This is a genomic window from Mucilaginibacter galii, from assembly GCF_014635825.1.
In the GTDB taxonomy this organism is placed as follows: domain Bacteria; phylum Bacteroidota; class Bacteroidia; order Sphingobacteriales; family Sphingobacteriaceae; genus Mucilaginibacter; species Mucilaginibacter galii.
The window spans coordinates 118,132-137,237 of the sequence record NZ_BMDO01000009.1 but is presented as its reverse complement, the minus strand read 5'-3'; the positions used below and the strand labels follow the sequence as shown (position 1 = coordinate 137,237).

The 19,106-nt window shown below is 44.7% G+C and carries 18 protein-coding genes and 1 pseudogene; 15 read left to right on the top strand and 4 right to left on the bottom strand.

Annotated elements, in window-relative coordinates:
* Positions 1 to 73: 73 nt before the first annotated feature.
* A complete protein-coding gene (locus IEV61_RS15730) occupies positions 74 to 541 on the bottom strand; it encodes a DUF4293 domain-containing protein (RefSeq protein ID WP_188417996.1) in 468 nt (155 codons plus the stop codon).
* 84 nt (positions 542 to 625) lie between these two features.
* Between IEV61_RS15730 and truA the strand changes: the two genes are divergently transcribed.
* On the top strand, positions 626 to 1,423 hold the full coding sequence (gene truA / locus IEV61_RS15725; protein ID WP_188417995.1) for a tRNA pseudouridine(38-40) synthase TruA: 798 nt from the start codon (positions 626 to 628) through the stop codon (positions 1,421 to 1,423).
* Positions 1,424 to 1,555: 132 nt separating this feature from the next.
* Positions 1,556 to 3,358: an ABC transporter ATP-binding protein gene (locus IEV61_RS15720; protein WP_188417994.1), complete on the top strand. Its 1,803-nt coding sequence runs from the start codon at positions 1,556 to 1,558 to the stop codon at positions 3,356 to 3,358.
* 61 nt (positions 3,359 to 3,419) lie between these two features.
* On the opposite strand, the gene IEV61_RS15715 is transcribed toward IEV61_RS15720, so the two are convergent.
* On the bottom strand, positions 3,420 to 3,665 hold the full coding sequence (locus IEV61_RS15715) for a hypothetical protein (RefSeq protein WP_188417993.1): 246 nt from the start codon (positions 3,663 to 3,665) through the stop codon (positions 3,420 to 3,422).
* Positions 3,666 to 3,858: 193 nt separating this feature from the next.
* On the opposite strand from IEV61_RS15715, the gene IEV61_RS15710 reads away from it, so the two are divergent.
* The 9 genes and pseudogenes from IEV61_RS15710 (at position 3,859) to IEV61_RS15675 (ending at position 10,253) form a co-directional block, all read left to right on the top strand.
* A complete protein-coding gene (locus IEV61_RS15710) occupies positions 3,859 to 4,737 on the top strand; it encodes a cell division protein FtsX (protein WP_188417992.1) in 879 nt (292 codons plus the stop codon).
* Between the two features lie 4 nt (positions 4,738 to 4,741).
* A complete protein-coding gene (locus IEV61_RS15705) occupies positions 4,742 to 5,014 on the top strand; it encodes a DUF3098 domain-containing protein (protein ID WP_188417991.1) in 273 nt (90 codons plus the stop codon).
* A 2-nt stretch (positions 5,015 to 5,016) separates the two neighbouring features.
* Entirely contained in the window at positions 5,017 to 5,811 is a 795-nt protein-coding gene (locus IEV61_RS15700) for an undecaprenyl-diphosphate phosphatase (RefSeq protein WP_188417990.1), read from the top strand.
* Between the two features lie 169 nt (positions 5,812 to 5,980).
* Positions 5,981 to 6,673 (top strand): annotated as a pseudogene (truB, locus tag IEV61_RS20610) (tRNA pseudouridine(55) synthase TruB); the annotation flags it as partial.
* Positions 6,650 to 7,180, top strand: a complete 531-nt coding sequence (locus tag IEV61_RS20605; RefSeq protein ID WP_229747175.1) for an endonuclease domain-containing protein — start codon at positions 6,650 to 6,652, stop codon at positions 7,178 to 7,180. The pseudogene truB and the gene IEV61_RS20605, both read left to right, overlap by 24 nt.
* Entirely contained in the window at positions 7,177 to 8,106 is a 930-nt protein-coding gene (locus tag IEV61_RS15690) for a bifunctional riboflavin kinase/FAD synthetase (RefSeq protein WP_188417988.1), read from the top strand. The genes IEV61_RS20605 and IEV61_RS15690 overlap by 4 nt, the downstream gene beginning before the upstream one ends.
* 140 nt (positions 8,107 to 8,246) lie before the next feature.
* Complete coding sequence (locus tag IEV61_RS15685) at positions 8,247 to 9,281, top strand: DUF2157 domain-containing protein (RefSeq protein ID WP_188417987.1); 1,035 nt, start codon at positions 8,247 to 8,249, stop codon at positions 9,279 to 9,281.
* Between the two features lie 122 nt (positions 9,282 to 9,403).
* The gene (locus tag IEV61_RS15680; RefSeq protein ID WP_188417986.1) at positions 9,404 to 9,724 is read left to right on the top strand and encodes a hypothetical protein; all 321 of its coding nucleotides are present in this window, start codon (positions 9,404 to 9,406) and stop codon (positions 9,722 to 9,724) included.
* A gap of 82 nt (positions 9,725 to 9,806) precedes the next feature.
* Positions 9,807 to 10,253, top strand: coding sequence for a tail fiber domain-containing protein (locus IEV61_RS15675; protein ID WP_188417985.1), 447 nt, complete (start codon positions 9,807 to 9,809; stop codon positions 10,251 to 10,253).
* Positions 10,254 to 10,445: 192 nt separating this feature from the next.
* Here the strand turns inward: IEV61_RS15675 and IEV61_RS15670 are convergent, their stop codons facing one another.
* Entirely contained in the window at positions 10,446 to 13,328 is a 2,883-nt protein-coding gene (locus IEV61_RS15670) for an alpha/beta hydrolase family protein (RefSeq protein ID WP_188417984.1), read from the bottom strand.
* 638 nt (positions 13,329 to 13,966) lie between these two features.
* Between IEV61_RS15670 and IEV61_RS15665 the strand changes: the two genes are divergently transcribed.
* From IEV61_RS15665 to IEV61_RS15650, 4 genes are read left to right on the top strand one after another with little or no spacing between them, the layout of a single operon-like run.
* Positions 13,967 to 14,791 (top strand): ABC transporter ATP-binding protein, encoded by an 825-nt coding sequence (locus tag IEV61_RS15665; protein ID WP_188417983.1) that lies wholly within the window; start codon positions 13,967 to 13,969, stop codon positions 14,789 to 14,791.
* Between the two features lie 8 nt (positions 14,792 to 14,799).
* Positions 14,800 to 15,576 carry a hypothetical protein gene (locus IEV61_RS15660; protein ID WP_188417982.1) on the top strand — a complete coding sequence of 259 codons (777 nt, stop codon included), beginning with the start codon at positions 14,800 to 14,802 and terminating at the stop codon, positions 15,574 to 15,576.
* A 2-nt stretch (positions 15,577 to 15,578) separates the two neighbouring features.
* Complete coding sequence (locus IEV61_RS15655) at positions 15,579 to 15,953, top strand: GntR family transcriptional regulator (RefSeq protein WP_188417981.1); 375 nt, start codon at positions 15,579 to 15,581, stop codon at positions 15,951 to 15,953.
* An 11-nt stretch (positions 15,954 to 15,964) separates the two neighbouring features.
* Positions 15,965 to 16,693, top strand: coding sequence for a hypothetical protein (locus IEV61_RS15650; RefSeq protein ID WP_188417980.1), 729 nt, complete (start codon positions 15,965 to 15,967; stop codon positions 16,691 to 16,693).
* A gap of 237 nt (positions 16,694 to 16,930) precedes the next feature.
* Here the strand turns inward: IEV61_RS15650 and recQ are convergent, their stop codons facing one another.
* Complete coding sequence (recQ, locus tag IEV61_RS15645; protein WP_188417979.1) at positions 16,931 to 19,087, bottom strand: DNA helicase RecQ; 2,157 nt, start codon at positions 19,085 to 19,087, stop codon at positions 16,931 to 16,933.
* Between the last annotated feature and the right edge of the window lie 19 nt (positions 19,088 to 19,106).

Genomic DNA, 19,106 nt, shown 5'->3' with positions numbered 1-19,106 from the left:
ACTAATGACCGCGTTTGGCTACTTTTCTGAAAAACAGGTTCTTAGCCGTTATCTGATATTGTTGGTTTATTAATTACCTTAACCTATCAGCCGATTTTACCAGTGCTTCATCTTTCTTAATAGATTTTATAGCCAAAAACATAAGCAGGATAGCGATACAAGGCAGGAATAAGCCAACACCGAAGTTGCTGCTTTTTAGCATAATGCCGTCGGTAGCGTTTTTAACCGTTTGTGCCAGCCAAAAACTGTGACCAATAATGACCAGTACAGCGCTATAGCACAGGGTGATCTGGCGTTTACGGTTGCGGAAAAAGAAGATGATAGCCAACGGTAGTAAAGCCACAATAGCGGTAACGGCCGTAAGCGCTACAAAAGGTTTAATGTTAGTTTGCATAGCGTTCACATCCTGAAACAGGCCAGTTACCTTAATAGCCGTAGGTATACCGTTAAGGTAAACGTTGTTGGCAATGGTAACCACATAAAGGGCAAACATGGCCAGGCTGGCCAAAAAAAGGTAAACACTTTGTACGCGTTGTATCATGATGTAACTATTAGCACGACAAAGATAAAATTGTTTGCCAAAAATATACCCTAACCTTCATCACGGGTTTATTAACTTTGCGCCGTGGGGCAACAACAACGCTACTTTTTAGAAATTGCTTACGATGGCACCCGCTATCATGGCTGGCAAACACAGCCTAACGCTATTGCTGTACAGCAAAAACTGAACGAGGTTTTAGCCATTTTATTACGCCAGCCGGTAGAAACTGTTGGTGCCGGCCGAACCGATACGGGTGTGCATGCACGGCAGCTTTTTGTGCATTTGGACTTACCTCCGCAGCCCCCTAAAGGGGGAGCAGAAGTTGATTTGGAAGGTGCAAACTCCCCCTTTAGGGAGAGGAGGCTTGAACTGGCAAGTTTGAACGCCCTGCTTCCGCACGATATTGTTGTAAAGCGTATTATCCCTGTTCATGCTGAAGCGCATGCACGGTTTGATGCTACGCTGCGTTCTTACGAGTACCATATCCATTTTAGTAAAGACCCATTCAGGCAAAACTATTCCTGGCAAATTAAGGGCGAACTGGATGTAGAACTGATGAACCGGGCGGCGCGGATGATGATGGAGTATACCGATTTTAGCTGCTTTAGTAAATCAAATACGCAGGTAAAAACCAATAACTGCAAAATAATGCGAGCTGAATGGATTAGAAAAGATGATGGGCTGGTATTCCACATTTCGGCCGACCGCTTTTTACGTAACATGGTACGCGCCATAGTGGGTACCTGCATGATGGTGGGCCGCAGGGAAATGGAGCCCGAAAGCATCCGCCAAATCATCGAAAGTAAAAATCGCAGCAACGCCGGAACATCTGTACCTGCCTGTGGTTTGTATTTAACAGAAGTGAAGTATCCGTATATTTAAGCAATTTATTTTCACCATGTCATTGCGAGCGATAGCGTGGCAATCGCACGCGTTAGGTAGCCTTGAGATTGCCACGTCGCTACCGCTCCTCGCAATGACATGGTGGATAAACTATCTGAATAGAATTAAACCATGTCTCAACCAGTAACCGGAAAAGCATTAGATTGGAAATTGCTTACGCGCATTATGCAATATGTGCGGCCATACAAACGCACATTTTATATTGCTGCATTTTTGACCGTGTTTATAGCCGTAATATCGCTGGCGCAGCCCATTTTAATGGAAAAGGCGCTGGATGATTACATATTGGCCGGTAACTACAACGGTTTGGTGGTCATTGTTATCCTGATGATCGTGCAGCTCATTATTCAAACCATTGCACAATACTATCAAACCTACAGCACCAATGCGCTGGGACAATCCGTTATCCGCGATTTGCGGATTCATGTGTTTAACCACATCATGGGACTGCGGTTAAAATATTTTGATCGCACGCCTATTGGTATGCTTATTACCCGTACAGTTTCTGATCTCGAAACCATTGCTGATATATTTAGCGAGGGATTGATTTCCATAGCGGGCGATCTGCTGCTCGTGGTTTCCATCATCATTTACATGCTTACGCAGGATTGGAAGCTGACTTTGATTACCTTGATACCCTTGCCTTTTTTACTGGCAGCCACTTATATCTTTAAAGAGGCCATTAAATCATCCTTTCAGGATGTACGAACTCATGTAGCACAACTGAATACATTTTTGCAGGAGCATATTTCGGGCATCAGCATTATTCAGTACTTCTCGCGCGAGGAGCAGGAAATGCGCAAGTTTAACGTGGTGAACGAAAAGTACCGCGATGCCAACATTCGCTCTAACTGGTATTACTCTATATTCTTCCCGGTGGTCGAAATTTTTGTGGCTTGCTCCATTGGTTTGCTGGTATGGTATGGCTGTAAGCGGATATTGAGTGATCAGCAAATGGCATCGCTCAGCGCATCGGGGCAAGGGGTAACACCCGGTAAAATACTGGCGTTTATAACCCTGCTCAACTTACTCTTCAGGCCTATACGCCAACTGGCCGATAAATTTAACACCCTGCAAATGGGTATGGTTGGGGCCGACCGTATTTTTAAGGTTTTAGATACCGATGAAACCGCGCCTAACAATGGCACCCAGCATCCCGGTACCTTACGTGGACATATTGAATTTAACAACGTATGGTTTGCCTATAACGATGAGAACTGGGTGCTTAAAAACCTGAATTTTGTAGTACAGCCCGGTGAAACACTGGCCTTGGTAGGTGCTACCGGTGCGGGTAAATCATCCACTATTAATATTCTGAACCGTTTTTACGAAATAGGGCAGGGCGTAGTTAAGGTAGATGGAGTTGATATTCAGGAATACGAACTCAACTTTTTGCGTTCGCAAATTGCCACAGTAATACAAGATGTGTTCCTGTTTTCAGATACCATAGCCAACAACATCAGCCTCAATAATCCATCAATTACGCGCGAGCAAATAATAAAAGCCGCTACCGATGTAGGTGCCCATGAGTTTATTGAACGCCTGCCTGGCGGTTATGATTATAATGTAATGGAACGTGGTGCTACCTTATCGGCCGGACAAGCGCAATTGATTTCTTTTGTGCGAGCACTGGTATACAATCCGGCCATTTTGGTATTAGATGAGGCAACTTCTTCGGTAGATACCGAAACCGAGATCCTTATTCAAAACGCCATTGATAAACTGATGGACGGCCGTACTGCTATTGTTATAGCCCACCGCTTGAGCACCATCCAAAAGGCCGACAAGATCATTGTACTCGATCACGGCGAAATCAAAGAAATGGGTACTCACCAGGAACTCCTGCGTATAGAGAATGGCTACTACCGCAAATTATACGACCTGCAGTTTAACTCGGCAGGGATAGAGAGATAACCCCTCTAAATCTCCCCAAAGGGGAGACTTGAAAAGATTTTGTTCCTCCCCTTTGGGGAGGTTAGGAGGGGTTCACCGGCGGATTATCCTTTTCCGGGTCGGCAAACTCTTCGGGTGGAGTTTTGATGGGGTTTACGGGTTCTTCGTCCTGTTCGTGTTTTTTGGCTACGTTGCCAAAGTTGGCGTCATCGCCGTGATATTCTTCGTCTTCCCGCTTTTTTACCGCTTCGCCTCCGTTATCGTTAGGGCGTTCTGTAGGTGTATCGGAAGGTGAGGGTTTGTTATGGTCGTTAGCTGGAGTAGTCATGTGTTAATGTATTTACTCTATCAACAGCATTAGCGGTGCTTTGTTTAAGTGCATTGTAGCGTGTGACTGGAGTGAAATAATCGTTAAAATTTGTTAAAATGGAGGCATTGGAATTATCAATATTCAATTTATAATGAATAAGTTTTACCTTTAACCAAGCGATTTTTTAATTTCGCATCCCAACTGGTACTATATGGAAGAATTTGAAGCAAGTACGGCCGCCAAAAAAACCAAGACCATTTACATTTCAACGGTTTTAGGAATTGCTATGGTGCTGCTGATGGTGGGTATGCTGGGATTGATCATTGTGCACATCAACGGCGTATCGCGCTACATTAAAGAAAATATGGTAGTGAACGTGTTTGTGGATGAAGGTGCCCGCGAAACCGACGTGCTGCAGTTTCAGCGCCAGTTAGACGGTCACCCTTACGTGAAGCGTACTCAATACGTAAGTAAGGAGTTGGCTGCCCGCAACCTGCAAAAAGACCTGGGCGAAGAGTTTGTAAAGTTCCTGGGGGTTAATCCGCTTTCGCAATCCATTGATATTTACCTCAAGGCCGAACGTGCCAACAACGCCGATATTACCCGCTTTAAAACTGAGTTGTTGAAAAATCCGTTGGTGAAAGAAGTAAAATACCAAACTTCGCTGGTTGACCAAATGAACCAGAACATGACCAGCATTACCCTGGTGTTGTTAGGTTTTACGGCTATATTCCTGGTGGTATCTATAGCGCTCATTAACAATACTATCCGTTTGGCTATATACTCCCAGCGCTTTTTAATCAAATCAATGCAGTTGGTGGGTGCTACCAAAAACTTCATCCGTAAACCATTCCTCCTTTATGGAATTTGGCATGGCTTACTGGGTGCATTAATTGCAATTATTTTATTAGTAGGTACCCTGTACCTGGCTTACCAGCAAATACCCGATCTTATTATTCTGCAAAACTATTACGAGTTTGGCATCGTGTTTTTAGGCGTGGTAGTGCTGGGTATCTTTATTTCGGGTTTCAGTACGTTTATGGCTGTTAACCGTTTCTTACGTTTAAAAATTTATCAATTATACAGATAATATTATGGCACAAAATACCAAACCAAGCTACAGTGCATCGGCTCCTAAGCCGTCTATACTTAGCGAAAGCAAACCGGTTGCCCCTGTGCAATTCGTATTTGGCAAAGCTAACTACCAGTTACTGGCGGTTAGCGTTTTGATCGTAGCGCTGGGCTTCGTTATCATGTCGGGCAGTACCGATATTTACAGCACTACCAAAATTGTAATTGCGCCTATCGTAGTTTTAGCCGGTTTCGGACTGGCATTTTACGCCATCTTTAAAAAGCCTGCCGCCTAAGCATGAATATTATACATGCCATCATCCTCGCTATTATTGAGGGGTTGACCGAGTTTTTACCCGTATCATCAACCGGGCACATGATTATTGCCTCATCGGCCATGGGCATTGCCAGTAACGATTTTGTAAAACTGTTTACCGTAGCTATCCAGTTAGGTGCTATCCTATCGGTAGTGGTGCTTTATTTTAAACGTTTTTTCCGCACGTTCGATTTTTATATTAAGCTTTTGGTTGCGTTTATTCCGGCTGCTGTATTTGGATTGCTGTTTGCTAAAAAAATAGACGAGTTAATGGAAAGCGCCCTTACCGTTGGCATTACGCTTTTTATTGGCGGTATCATCCTACTTTTTGTAGATAAATGGTTCAATCAGCCTATTATTGAAGAAGAGAAAGATATTAACTATTTAACCGCTCTTAAAATCGGGTTCTTTCAGTGTATCTCTATGATACCCGGTACTTCACGTTCAGCAGCCACTATTGTGGGCGGTATGAGCCAAAAGCTTACCCGTAAAGCTGCTGCCGAGTTTTCGTTCTTTTTAGCAGTGCCTACTATGTTTGCCGCTACCGCTAAAAAGCTTTTAGATTTTTATAAAGAAGGCCATGTCATTAGCGGAGAAGAAATTAAGCTGCTGGCCATTGGCAACGTAGTTGCTTTTATAGTAGCCCTATTGGCCATCCGTACTTTCATTACGTTTTTAGAGCGTAAAGGATTTGTACTGTTCGGCTGGTACCGTATTGTGGTAGGAGCCATTATTATAGGCTTGTACATGAGCGGGCATAATTTGGAAGTAATTTAAAAAGATTCAAGAATATAGATTCAAGAATACAGATGGAAAACGCTTGTTTTAAGAAACAGGCGTTTTTTTTGTTTGATGAAGATTAGCCAGATGCATTTAGTCTATACTCTTGATTCTGTATTCTATACTCTCTCTTCTAATACTTACCTTTGCATTTTATCCGAATACATTGAGCGAATTACACTCCAAACATAAAAATTTCAACTTTGCCGAAGGCGAACTGCTGCTCATTAACAAGCCTTACCGCTGGACCAGCTTTGATATTGTGGGCAAGGTGCGTAACGCCTTTAAGCCGCTAAAGCTCAAGGTGGGTCATGCCGGTACGCTAGATCCCTTAGCTACCGGGCTGCTCATCGTTTGCACCGGCAAAATGACCAAGCAAATAGATACCTTCCAAGCCGAAGAAAAAGAATACACCGGTACCTTCACTTTAGGGGGCACAACGCCCTCGTACGACATGGAAACCGAGATAGATGAAACGTTTGACACTGCCCATTTAACCGAAGAGATTCTAAAAGCTGCCTGCGCCCAATTTACGGGCGAGATACAGCAATACCCACCCGCTCACTCGGCCATTAAAGTAAACGGCGAACGCCTTTACGAAAAAGCCCGCCGCGGCGAAGAAGTAGAGCTTAAAGCCCGCACGGTAACCATTAAAGAGTTTGAACTAACCCGTATAGAACTGCCTGAAGTTGATTTTAAAGTCGTATGCAGCAAGGGAACCTACATCCGCTCCCTTGCTTTTGATTACGGCAAAGCAGTGAACAGCGGAGCCTACCTAAGCAAACTTCGACGCACCCGCAGCGGTAATTTCAAAGTGGAAGATGCCTGGGAGGTAATGGAACTGGTGAATTTTATTAGGAAGCCCCTCCCAAACCCTCCCCGGGAGGGAGGGCTTTCAGAGCAGGAGGGATTAAATATTTTAGAGGAGCCTGATCCGGCAAGGGTTTATAGGGAGAACGCTGATCCGTTGGTGTATGAACCCTTGAAAGGTAATAGCAGATCTAACAGACATGAGCCTACTGAGGCTGAAAATGTTTTATGGCAATTGCTTCGAAGAGATGCTACGGGTTTTAAAATTAGAAGGCAGCATGTTATTGATAATTATATTGCCGACTTCGTATGCTTACAAAAAGGCTTGGTCATAGAGGTTGATGGCGGTTATCATCAGCATACCAAGGAAGCAGATGCCGATAGAACAGAAATGTTAAACCACTGGGGTTTTAAAGTGATCAGATTCACTAACGAAGAGGTTATACAAAAGCCTCAAAGCGTTTTTGAAACTATCAGACAAGAAATACAAGCGCTACCCGACAGACAATCAAAAGTCCTCCCTCCCGGGGAGGATTTAGGAGGGGCTTCTTTATGAAAATTTACAACCATATAGACGAGTTTACCCCGCTCAAAAATGCCATTGTAACCATTGGGACCTTTGATGGCGTGCACCAGGGGCATCGTCAAATTATAGCAGGCATTAAGGAGTTGGCCCGGCAAACCGGCGGCGAAACGGTGATCCTCACTTTTTTCCCGCATCCGCGGATGATTATCCACCCGGAAGACCAAACGTTAAAGCTTATTACCACCATACACGAGCGTGCCGCATTGTTAGAACAGTTAGGGGTAGACCATTTGATCATTACGCCTTTCTCGCGCGATTTTTCTAACCAGTTGCCGGAGGCTTACATCCGCGATATATTGGTGAATAAGATAGGTACCCGCAAGATCATTATCGGGTATGATCACCGTTTTGGCAAAGATCGCCAGGGTGGCCTGGCCGATTTGCAGCAGGCTGGTCCGGTTTACGGTTTCGAGGTTATTGAAATACCTGAACAGGATATAGACAATGTAGCCGTAAGCTCTACCCGCATTCGCGAAGCGCTGTTACGGGCCGATATTGAGCAGGCTAATGCCTTTTTGAGCTACCCGTTCTTCATCACCGGTAAAGTCATACGCGGCAACCAGATAGGCCGTCAAATTGGCTACCCAACCGCTAACCTGCTGGTAGAGGAAAGCTACAAGATCATCCCGGCTGATGGTATTTTCGCCTCCACGGTAGAAATAGACGGGCAAACCTACCAGGGTATGAGCTATATTGGCCACCGCCCTACCATTAATGGCATGACGCGGAACATTGAGGTGAATATCTTCGATTTTAACCAGGATATCTACAACCAAACCGTCAAAATGAACTTCATCCATTTTGTACGCCACGATGTGAAATTTTCTTCTTTAGAAGGCTTGAAAGAACAACTGGCACAAGACAAGCTGGATGTGTTGAAGTTGCTGAATAGTTGAGATTTGTAGTTCATAGTCAATAGAACATAGCTGATAGTTGAAAAAGCTATAACCTAATTCCCGAAATCTTTATATTTTAGGGCTGGATAATTCATTAAAGCGCAGTAAGCTACTATGAACCATCATCCACGAACTAATCCATGAAGCTTAATCTCGATAAACAGGAAAGCGAATTTTTAAACCGGGTAATTGCGCACTGGGAGAAAGAGCAGCTGGTGACGCCTGATCTGGCCAGTACTTTGCGCCAGTCGGCCGAGGTTAGAGGATTCGACTGGATGCGCCTGGCTAAATATTCTTTTTGGATAGCACTCATCTGTGGCGGTATTGCCGTAGGTTCGCTCATTATCAGCGATAAGGTTTTAGAGTGGATCAAAAGCTTGTACGATACCCCCGATATTATCATCAGCATCGGTTCTGCTATAATTGCGGTTGGATGTTTCTATTTTGGCCGTCGCCGTCAAAAACTTTTTCCGGAACGGGTTTTCAGTAACGAGGCCACCATATTTACCGGTATATTATTCACAGCTTGCTGCATTGCCTACCTGGGCAAAACGTTTGATAACGGCTCGGGGCATTACTCACTGCTTTTCCTGCTTTCGGTATTTGTATACGGCTTTTTGGGCTGGAAATTAAACTCAAGGCTTATCTGGCTTTTTGCCCTGGTATCGCTGGGCAGCTGGTTCGGTACCGAAACGGGCTATCAAACCCGCTGGAGCTATTACTTTTTGGGGATGAACTATCCGTTGCGCTTCGTGCTCTTTGGCATCGTGCTGCTGGTAGCCTGTTACCTGCTCAAAGGCAAAAAGTGGATGGAACGTTTATGGGAACTTACCTATGTGGTTGGCCTGCTGTACCTGTTTATATCCCTTTGGCTTTTGAGTATTTTTGGTAATTACGGACAGTTTGAGCAGTGGCTCCAGGTAAAGCAAATCAGCCTGTTTTACTGGGGGGTAATATCGCTGGCGGTAGCGGGTGCATTTACGTTTTTCGGCTTGAAAACTAAGGATGCCATTGCCCGCGAGTTTGGCATCACCTTTTTATTGATCTTTATTTATACCAAGTACATTGAGTACCTGTGGGGGCATATTCCGTATACTTTGTTCTTTGCTATACTGGCCGCCTCGTTCTGGTTGATAGGCCGTAAAGCAGAGAAAATTTGGAACCTGCATACGTAAACTTCTTCCTAAATAGCGTAGGCGCCTTTATTCGAAAATTACATAAGCCTTTCAAAAACAAACCTTTTATTTGCAGGTTGTAAAATAAGGATTTGTACTTTTGTACACGAAACAGTTGTAAGGTGAAAACACAGTGGTTTAAATACGCAATTATATTTGGCCTGATCTTGAGCATGCTCGAGAGCAACAATATTCCTGTGTTTTCAATATTCAATACATTTACCGCTGTAACTGCTCCAAAGGAGGATGATAGTGCCGAAGCTCCAGTTAAAGAATCGGAAACGATGAAAACTGAGTCGGCTAAAGATTACCTGCACCAAGTGTTCAACTTTAGCTTTGATGAGCCTGTAATGGTAATGGCCTCGCAGCACCCTGCTTTGTTCAAAACAAAGTTCCCCTACACTTTTTACCCCGACGTGCCTACGCCGCCGCCAAACTGTTAATTGCCCAATTTTCTTATCTGTACATAAACAGCCGGTAACTTCTTACCAGGCAATTATTCTATTTTATAAATTTTTTAACACCATGAAAACTTCAAAAATAATCATGCTGGTATCAGCATTTTGCGCACTTTCTACTGTTTCTTTAGCCCAAACTACCAAGGTTGCTGATGCCGAATTGAAAACCAACGTTACCCCTATAACCAGCGCTTTAAGCGCCGTTAACCAGCTTAACCCGGTAACTTACCAATATACTGCGCCTATTCAGGGTGTAAAAATGCCGACTGGTACGCAATACGGTTTCTTATCGGGCAATGTACAGTCGGTTTTACCAGGTGTGGTTAAAACTCAAAGCTACTTGTATCCGGCCGGTAAAAACACGCAGCGCTCGGTTGATGTACAAACCGTGGATATGCAAAGCCTGGTACCTGTTTTATTAGGTGCCATTAAAGAACAGCAGGCACAGATTGATGCCCTGAAAGCCGAGGTACAATCGTTAAGAAAGACCGGCAATACCACTACTGCATTGTAAGCAGTTACGATAAATGTGTTAAAGAAAAGCCCTGTTTACGCTAAGTAAACAGGGCTTTCTTATAAAAATTGACCGTCGTTGCGAGGACCGAAGCAATCCCTGTGGAGAAAGTAGCTTGTTGACCTGCCGTGCAGAGATTGCTTCGTTCCTCGCAATGACGATTTTTTAAAAATTTAGTACTTAAACATCCAGTTAATTCTCACTGTCAAATGCCCGTGCTTCGAGGTATTTTTCCATATCTATACGATTAACACCTTTAGACCACCAGGTAGGTGCCGGTTTGTCTTTCAGCATATAATCAAAATACTCCATCATGCGTACGGCGTAGTCTTTACGGTTAGGTAGCTTGGCAATGCCATGGTTTTCACCTTTGTAGGTAATCATTACTACCGGCTTGTTTAGGCGGCGTAAACCGTTGTAATACTCAATGCCCTGGGTAAAGTCTACCGCGCCGTCCTTATCGTTATGCAGCAGCAGTAAAGGCGTTTGTACATTTTTGATGTTATACACCGGCGAGTTGCGGGTATAGGCCTCTATATTATCCCAAAAACCGCTGGTTAAACGGCCCTGGCTTGCTTCAAATATGGCTTGGTTGGTGCCTCCCGAATTCCAATAGATTAAGCTGTACATGCTTATCATATCGGTTAAAGGGGCACCTGCCGCCGCCGCCTTAAATATATTGGTTTGCGTAATGAGGAATGAGGTTTGGTAACCGCCCCAAGAGTGACCATGAATGGCTACCCGCTTGGCATCTACAATACCCGTGGCAATAGCGGCCTGCACCGCCGGAACCACGCAAGCTACCGCCGACATGCCCGGATCATTGATCTTGTACTTAATATCGGGCATCAGCACCGCGTAGCCGTTGCTGGTGTAGAGCGCTTTGTTAAAACCACCGCTTGGAAAAGCCGGTGCGGTATAGGTATTTAAATTATCGGTAAGGCGCTCGTATATGTAAGTAATGGTAGGGTAGGCTTTGCCCGGCTCATAATTGGCCGGTAAATACAGAGCCGCCTGTAAAGTATCGCCATTGGTGCTCTTGTAAGTGATGAGTTTTACACCGCTCGACCAGCCAAACTTGCTTTGATCGGGCGTGTTCTTAGTTACCTGCTTGCCGGCCGTCAAATCGGTGTTAGCGGTAACGAAAGTTTCTGAAGATTTTTCATTGCTCTCTTTGCTGTAAGCAAACACCGGTGCATTGGTGGCTTTTACCAGGTTATTATAAGTGAAGTTTTCTATAAACAGCACTTTAATTTTGCCACCTTCCAGCTTGCCTATACCGCTTTGCTTATTCTCGCGGTTAAACACGCTGTAATATTGTGTTTTGCCCAAGTCGGTGCCTTTATCATCAGGGTAAATGTTAAAGCGGTAGTTCACCATCAGGTTACGGGCTTTCCAGTTATCGCTTAATGCTGTGGCCGATTTTCCGTCGGCACTAATGCGCCACAAATCGTAATTATCTTTAATTAGAGCATACTTGGAATCGGCCGACCAGCCCATGTTGTCGGTAGCCGGCTTTTTAACATTATGATCGTCCAGTTCGTCAACAAACGAGGCTTTAATTTTTCCGGTTAGGTTATGGTTCTCTCCGCTTTCAAAATCAACGGTGTAAAAGGTGCCATCCTGGTAATAGCTACCCAGTTTACCGTTTGGCGCTATGCTGAAACCACGATTGCCGGTTTGATAAAAATTATTGAAAAGGAGCTTTTTGCTGCCGGTTTTCAGGTTAATTAAATAGATATCAGCATAGCTTTGACCGTTAAGGTTACTCATGAGTTCGTATTTGCTGTTATCTACGCCAATGGCGTATAATTGCTTAGGGGCAACCATTACCGTGCGCATATTACTATCGGCCAGGGTAATGAGGCGTTTGGCTGGTACATAGTATTCGGCCAGGTAACTGAAAGCCTTATCGCTCGTTTCCTGCACCTGTTGGGCCGATTGCAGCCTGCGGTCCTGCCAGTTCCAAATAATCATGTCCGGCTTTTCAATATCGTCTTTATTAACTGCGGCCATAGCGGCAGGTTTGGCTTTGGCTGCTGCGGTATCGGTACGCAGGGCAGCCGGCGGACCAACCTTTGGTGCAGTTTTGGCGCTGTCGGTTTTAGGCTTTCCGGCTTTCTCGAGTATGCGGGTACCAAAGAAAAGTGCCGTCAGGTCGTCAGACCAGTAAGGGCGCCTGTCGCCGCTAATGCCCTGGCCGGCCGGGAAAGTTTTATCGGTTAGGCTGCTGTATATGGTTTTGGCCGATGTATCATCTTTTAAACCGGTAACGCCAATAACGCTGTATACTTCACTTTTGTAAGCCTCATTTTTGTTGGCTTTCAGCAAGGCAAAGGCAGTTCCGTTCTCCGTCCAATTGATAGATTTATAAGTGGCCTTATCATTGTCAACTGCCGAGGTTACGCCGGTAAGCATATTGCGCAGGTAAATACCGTTGCCGTTTTGTCCGCTGGCATCTACGGTGTAAGCCAGCCAGTTGCCTGCCTTGTTAAAGGCAAAATCGCTTACGCTGCCTATGTTAAAGCTTTTTTTGGTAAGCAGGTTATACACCAGCATATCGGTACCCTTAGCGGCATCCTTATCTTTAGGTGCGGTTTCAAGCGCTGCAAATTGAATGGCTATCCAGTTAGGCGTTTTTTCGGCAAAGGCAAAGCTCCTTACCCGGTCGTACTCGGTTTTGGTATTATTACTTAACAAGACGATCACCAGTTTATCATACAATACCTTATTGGTTTTCTTGGCCGCCTTTACCTCAGCATCCTTGGGCGATTGCCTGAAGGCCATAAACCGGCTATCATCTGAAAAAGAAACCTGACCGGCTGTAGCACCGCACGGGTAACGGTATATGGTGGTATCGCTTACCTTGCGCAGCACCACTTCCTGGTCGCCCTCTACCGGGCCCATAACGTAGGCCATCCACTGCCCATTGGGCGATAGCGCGTTGGTGTAAGTTTTAATGGAGCGCCATTTAGAAACGTCTTTCCAGCTTAAGGCCGGTTTTTGCTGCGCGCTGGCCTTCCATGCAAAAGCAGTAGCCAGGAAGCAGAGGGTAATAAGGCGAAGTTTTTTCATGATTAGAGATTAGTAGGCTAAATATAAATAAATATGGGTTTAATGTACCGTTAATAGTATTTTAATGATGGAACCAATTCTAAGAGCAGGCATAAAAACGAAATTGTCATCTCGAACGGTAGTGAGAGATCCTGTTCGGGCCTGCATGTTGCAGCTTTGCATGAGTAACAAGATTTCTCGTTATCACTCGAAATGACAGTGATTTCCTAATATATAAGTTGTCATCTCGAACGATAGTGAGAGATCCTATTCAGGCATGCATGTTGCAACCTTTGCAGGAGTAACAAGATTTCTCGTTATCACTCGAAATGACAGTGATTAAGTGATGTATAAGGTATCATCTCGAACGATAGTGAGAGATCCTGTTGGGCCTGCATGTTGCAGCTTTGCAGGAGTAACAAGATTTCTCGTTATCACTTGAATGACAGTGATTTATTGATGTATAAGTTGTCATCTCGAACGATAGTGAGAGATCTTGTTCAACCTTGCATGCGGCCTACCTAACAGGAATACAGGATCTCTCGTTAACACTCGAAATGGCATAGTTTTATTCTCACCAAAAATTATTTAATAATTATTTGCAAATGTAAAATACTTATCTACATTTGTAGTGTACTATTTAACTAATACAGTAGACAATGGTTGACATATCACAATTAACATTTGGTTACGGCAAGCAAAAGCTTTTCGAAAACCTGAACCTCAACTTACAGCCCGGCCACATTTATGGTTTGCTGGGTAAGAACGGCGCCGGAAAATCCACGCTGTTGAAAAACATTGCCGGCCTGGTACTGCCCTGGAGTGGCGCTTGTACGGTAAAAGGCCACAGCGCCAGCAAGCGCTTGCCGGTGTTTTTACAGGAAATATTTTTTGTGCCCGAGGAGGTGTATATGCCTGCTGTTACGGCTCAGCAGTTTGTAGACAGCACCGCACATTTTTATCCCAACTTTAACCGCGCACAGTTTGCAGCCATGCTGGCCGAGTTTGATGTACGCGACGATAAGCCGTTGACCAAACTATCTTTCGGTCAGCAAAAAAAGGTAATGATCTCCTTTGGGTTATCAACCAATACCTCGTTGCTCATTATGGATGAACCTACCAATGGGTTAGATATTCCGTCGAAAAGCCAGTTCCGCAAAATTATTGCTTCAGCGCTGACCGATGAGCGCTGCGTGATCATATCTACCCACCAGGTACGCGACCTGGACAACCTGATTGATACGGTGCTAGTTTTACACGACCGCAAAATTGTGATAGCCAAAGAGCTTGATGCTATTGCCGATAAACTGGTGTTTGGCACCATTCCAGCCAACAGTACCGGTTACCTGTATGCCGAAGAGGGAATGATGGGCTTAAATGCCATAACCCTGAACCAAAACGAGGAGTACAGCAAAGTAGATATGGAACTGCTGTTTAACGCCGTGATCACTAACAATAAATCTTTAATTGATATCCTAAACTAATTATCGCCATGAACAATATTTTTAGCTTTAGCCGCTTTGCTATGCTGTTTAAGAAGCATACCCTGGAGCATGCCAAAATTTACCTGATGTCGGCAGGTGTGCTGGCAGGTTTGCTATTTTTAGCCCTGGGCTTTATTGCTTACACCAACGGCGGGCAATTATCGCCCGGACCGCAAGCCATCATCTTTATCTTTTTTTTCTTATTTGCCGGTAGCATATTTACCAGCTTATCCTTTTCGGCCCTGGGCGATAAGCGGAAAGCTATTCCTGTGCTCACCCTGCCGGCTTCTAACTTTGAAAAGTATTTGGTTTCGTGGGTTTATTCTTTCCTGATATTTCAATTGGTTTTCATTGGGGTGTTTTATCTGGCCGATGGTATTGTTTTGAGCATAAGTACTCCTAAACAAGGTCATAACGAGATGTTGAGCCTGCTCGATGACCGCTTTATGGTGTACTATGTGTTTTTGATATACCTGTTTTTTCATGCACTTTCGTTTTGGGGGGCTATCTTCTTTGAAAAAATGCATTTTATAAAAACTGCCTTCGTGTTTTTTGCATGCGCCGTAGTGCTGGTACTAATTAACCAGCCTATTCTTAACGCCTTAATTGACCGTGAGATCTTAAAGAGTATGCCTTTTGATGATCTGCGTTTTATGGATAACGACCGGTATTTTAATGTGGAGCCGGAAGGCAAAGCCGGCTACTATCACCTTGCCATTATTGTGGCCTGTGCTGTGCTGCTGTGGTGCAGTGCCTTTTTCAGACTTAAAGAAAAAGAAGTTTAATCATGAATTTTAAAGACAAAGAAGCTATATACCTGCAAATAGCGGTGTATATAAGCGATCATATATCGCTGGGCAAATGGTTGCCCGAGCAAAAGCTGCCATCGGTGCGCGAGCTTGCAGGCGAGCTGCAGGTAAATCCTAACACGGTAATGCGTACTTACGAGTACCTGCAAAACCAGGAAATCGTTTTTAACAAGCGCGGCCTGGGCCTGTTTGTAGCCGCCGATGCGCTGGATAGAATTAAAAGCAACCGTAAAGAACGCTTTTTGCAGCAGGAGTTACCCGAGTTTTTCAGGAGCCTTTATGTGCTTGACATTAGCCTGGAAGAAGTGCAGCAACGCTACGAAAAGTTTAAAACCGAAAATTATCCAAATTAAGAATCACAGCAATGAAAACAAGCAATAAAATATTCATAGCCACCGGACTGTTACTGCTGGCCTACATGGTGGGGTACGACTTTACCCTTAAATCAGCCTACGAAAAAGGGGACTACAAAAGCCGCTTTTACAACATGACCGAATTAAAGTTTAACAACTTTAACATCGTTAATCAACAGGCAGGCAATATGCTTGGCCTACGGGTTGAGCATGGCGATAAGTATGGCGTGTGGGTTGACAAAAATTTTAAAGACTGGGTTAAGATTACCCAAAACGGACAAGTGTTAAACATTACTTATGTCGGTAAGAACTTTAGGCAGGCGGGCAGTTATCAAGGTATTGTTATTATTTGCCCGGTGCTTAGCCAGGTTACCGCAACTCCTTTCCCTAAACCAAAAGACGTAGAGGAATATAATTTTGGTAGCGATGGCGGAATTGAGATAGACGGGTTTAAGCAAACCCTGCCCATGAACATCAGGTCTGATAAATCTATCAGCGTTACCCTCAGCAAAAATACCCTGACCGATTTAACGGCCGATATTGGTAACAGTCCCAAAGAAAGACCAAGGCTTACCATTGAACAGAATAATCACATTGCTACGGCTCATATCACCATGCAAGGTGCTTCGCAGTTAAGCCTGTACGGCCCGGCCGTAGAAAAACCTGATTACCATTTGGGCGATAGCACTATGGTTACCTTATCGGGCTCGGCATTAAAGCTGGTGCAGCCGAAATTATAATTAACCACCTTTCACAATTTATAATAAAGGGAGCACGACAAGCGGAGTCGTTTGATGCCGGTTTGCCAAAAGCAAACCGGCATTCCCTTTTCTAAAAAGCGCAAAAAATCTAAGACTTAAACTTTCTAAATTGTGCCATAGAGCTGAGTCAACTCACCCAAGATAGGTCGCCTGAGCATGATGAGGAAAAATGAAGTTTTTTGAAGGAAAAGGTAATTTTTTGAGCAAAAGATGTAATTATTTATCGCGTTTCATCCAGCTAACTACGGCTTTTATCTCGGCGTAAGAGTAGTTGTCACCCAAAATCTCTTTAAGCGGTGCCAGGCGGTCGGCACTGTAACTGGCAATAGCATCCTGAATGTAGGGCATTTTTTCGGCCGGTACCATCTCTTTTACGTCCATTTCGCCGGTTTGCACAAAGCCGCACAAATGGCTCTCTACCGTGGTTGTCGATAAACTGCGCAGGGTAGCTATCTCATTGATACTCATGCCCGCCCGGTAAAGATCGTAGCTCTCCCGCTGTGTTTTTCCCGATGATGGTTTGCCTGTAGCTGTTGATTTTCTGACTCTTACGGGTACTTTACCTTGTTTGCTATCAATTTTTGAAGCTAAATTGTGCTGATGGCAGTACGCCAGTGTAGCCTGTAAAAAGGCATCACCATAACGAACCAGCTTTACTTCACCAAAGCCCGAAATTCGACCTAACTCATTGGGTGTCTGTGGTAAATAAGTGGCAATTTCGAGCAACGTAGCATCCGACAGGATGATATAAGCCGGCACGTTTTCGTTCATAGCCAGGTTGAAGCGAATGGTTTTCAAGTCTTGTAACAGACCAGCCTCATATATAGGGTTTTGTATTTCTGTGGCTACCTCCAAGTCCTCGGCCAGGGTAAATTCTATCTTTTGCTGTCCCTTCAATACGGCATCGCTGGCTGGCGTAAGCTGGAGGATAGGGTAGTTGTCATCGGTAACCTGCAAATAGCCCTGGTTTACCAGTTGGCTAATGTAGCGCTGCCAATCGGCTTTACTTACATCGGTACCTATGCCATAGGTTTTCAGGTGTTTATGTTCATCGCGTATCTTCTCGCTTTTTGACCCTCGCAGAAAATCGATTACGTAATTAGTGCCAAAACGCTGGTTTAGCCGTACCACGGCAGATAGGGCCTTTTGCGCCAATATGGTGCCATCAAAGCGCTTAAATTCAGTTAAGCAAACGTCGCATGAGCCGCAATGGTCAGGGAATGGCTCGTTAAAGTAATGCATTAAATACTGGCGGCGGCAGGTTTGCAGCTGGCAAAACTTTACCATATCATCCAGCTTTTTCAGCATAATACGGCTTTGCTCCTCGTTGCCGTCTACTTTGGCAAAACGCTGTAATTTGTAAAAATCGGCAGCAGAGTAAAAGAGTAAAGCTTCCGATGGAAGGCCGTCTCTACCAGCACGGCCGGTTTCTTGGTAATAACCCTCAATGTTCTTAGGTAGGTCATAATGCACCACGTAGCGCACATTGCTCTTGTTAATACCCATACCAAAGGCTATGGTGGCCACCATGATCTTCACCTCATCGCGCAAAAATTGCTCCTGATTGCGGGCCTTGGTTTCCTGATCTAACCCGGCATGATAGGCGCTGGCGAGGTAGCCAGCAGCGCGTAAGTCGGCCGCCAAATCTTCGGTAGACGCACGCGAAAGGCAATATATAATGCCCGAATCTTCCTTGCGCTCGTCTAAAAAGCTAAGTAATTGCTGGTAGCTATTCTTCTTAGGCGAGACCTTATAACTAATGTTAGGGCGATTAAATGACGAAACAAACTCTGCCGGGTTATGCAGGGCAAGCTTCTCTTTAATATCCTCGCGGGTCAGGTTGTCGGCCGTGGCGGTAAGCGCAATAACCGGTACGCTAGGGAACTCTGTTTTAAAACTCGAGAGCATCAAATACTCCGGCCTGAAATCGTGCCCCCAGTGCGATATACAATGTGCCTCATCAATAGCGATGAGGTTTACGTTCAATGATTTTAGAAAGCTGACCAACCTACTCTCCGAACTAAACAACCGCTCGGGTGCCAGGTATAATAACTTGATCTGCCCTGACCGTAAGCGGCTGATGATATCCTGCTGCTCGCCGGTGGTTTGGCTGGAGTTAATATAAGCTGCCGGGATGCCGTTGATATTCAGGCTGTCTACCTGGTCTTTCATCAAGGCAATTAAAGGCGATATTACGATGGTTAACCCCGGCAATAGTACAGCTGGCAATTGGTAACAAAGCGATTTTCCACCTCCTGTAGGCATCAGCACCATAGCGTCGCCGCCACTCATTAGTTGCTTAATAATAGCCTCCTGCTGATGCCTGAACTGTGTATAACCGAAATATTTTTGGAGTGCCTGTAGGGGAGTCATGATGTATGAACAAAGATAT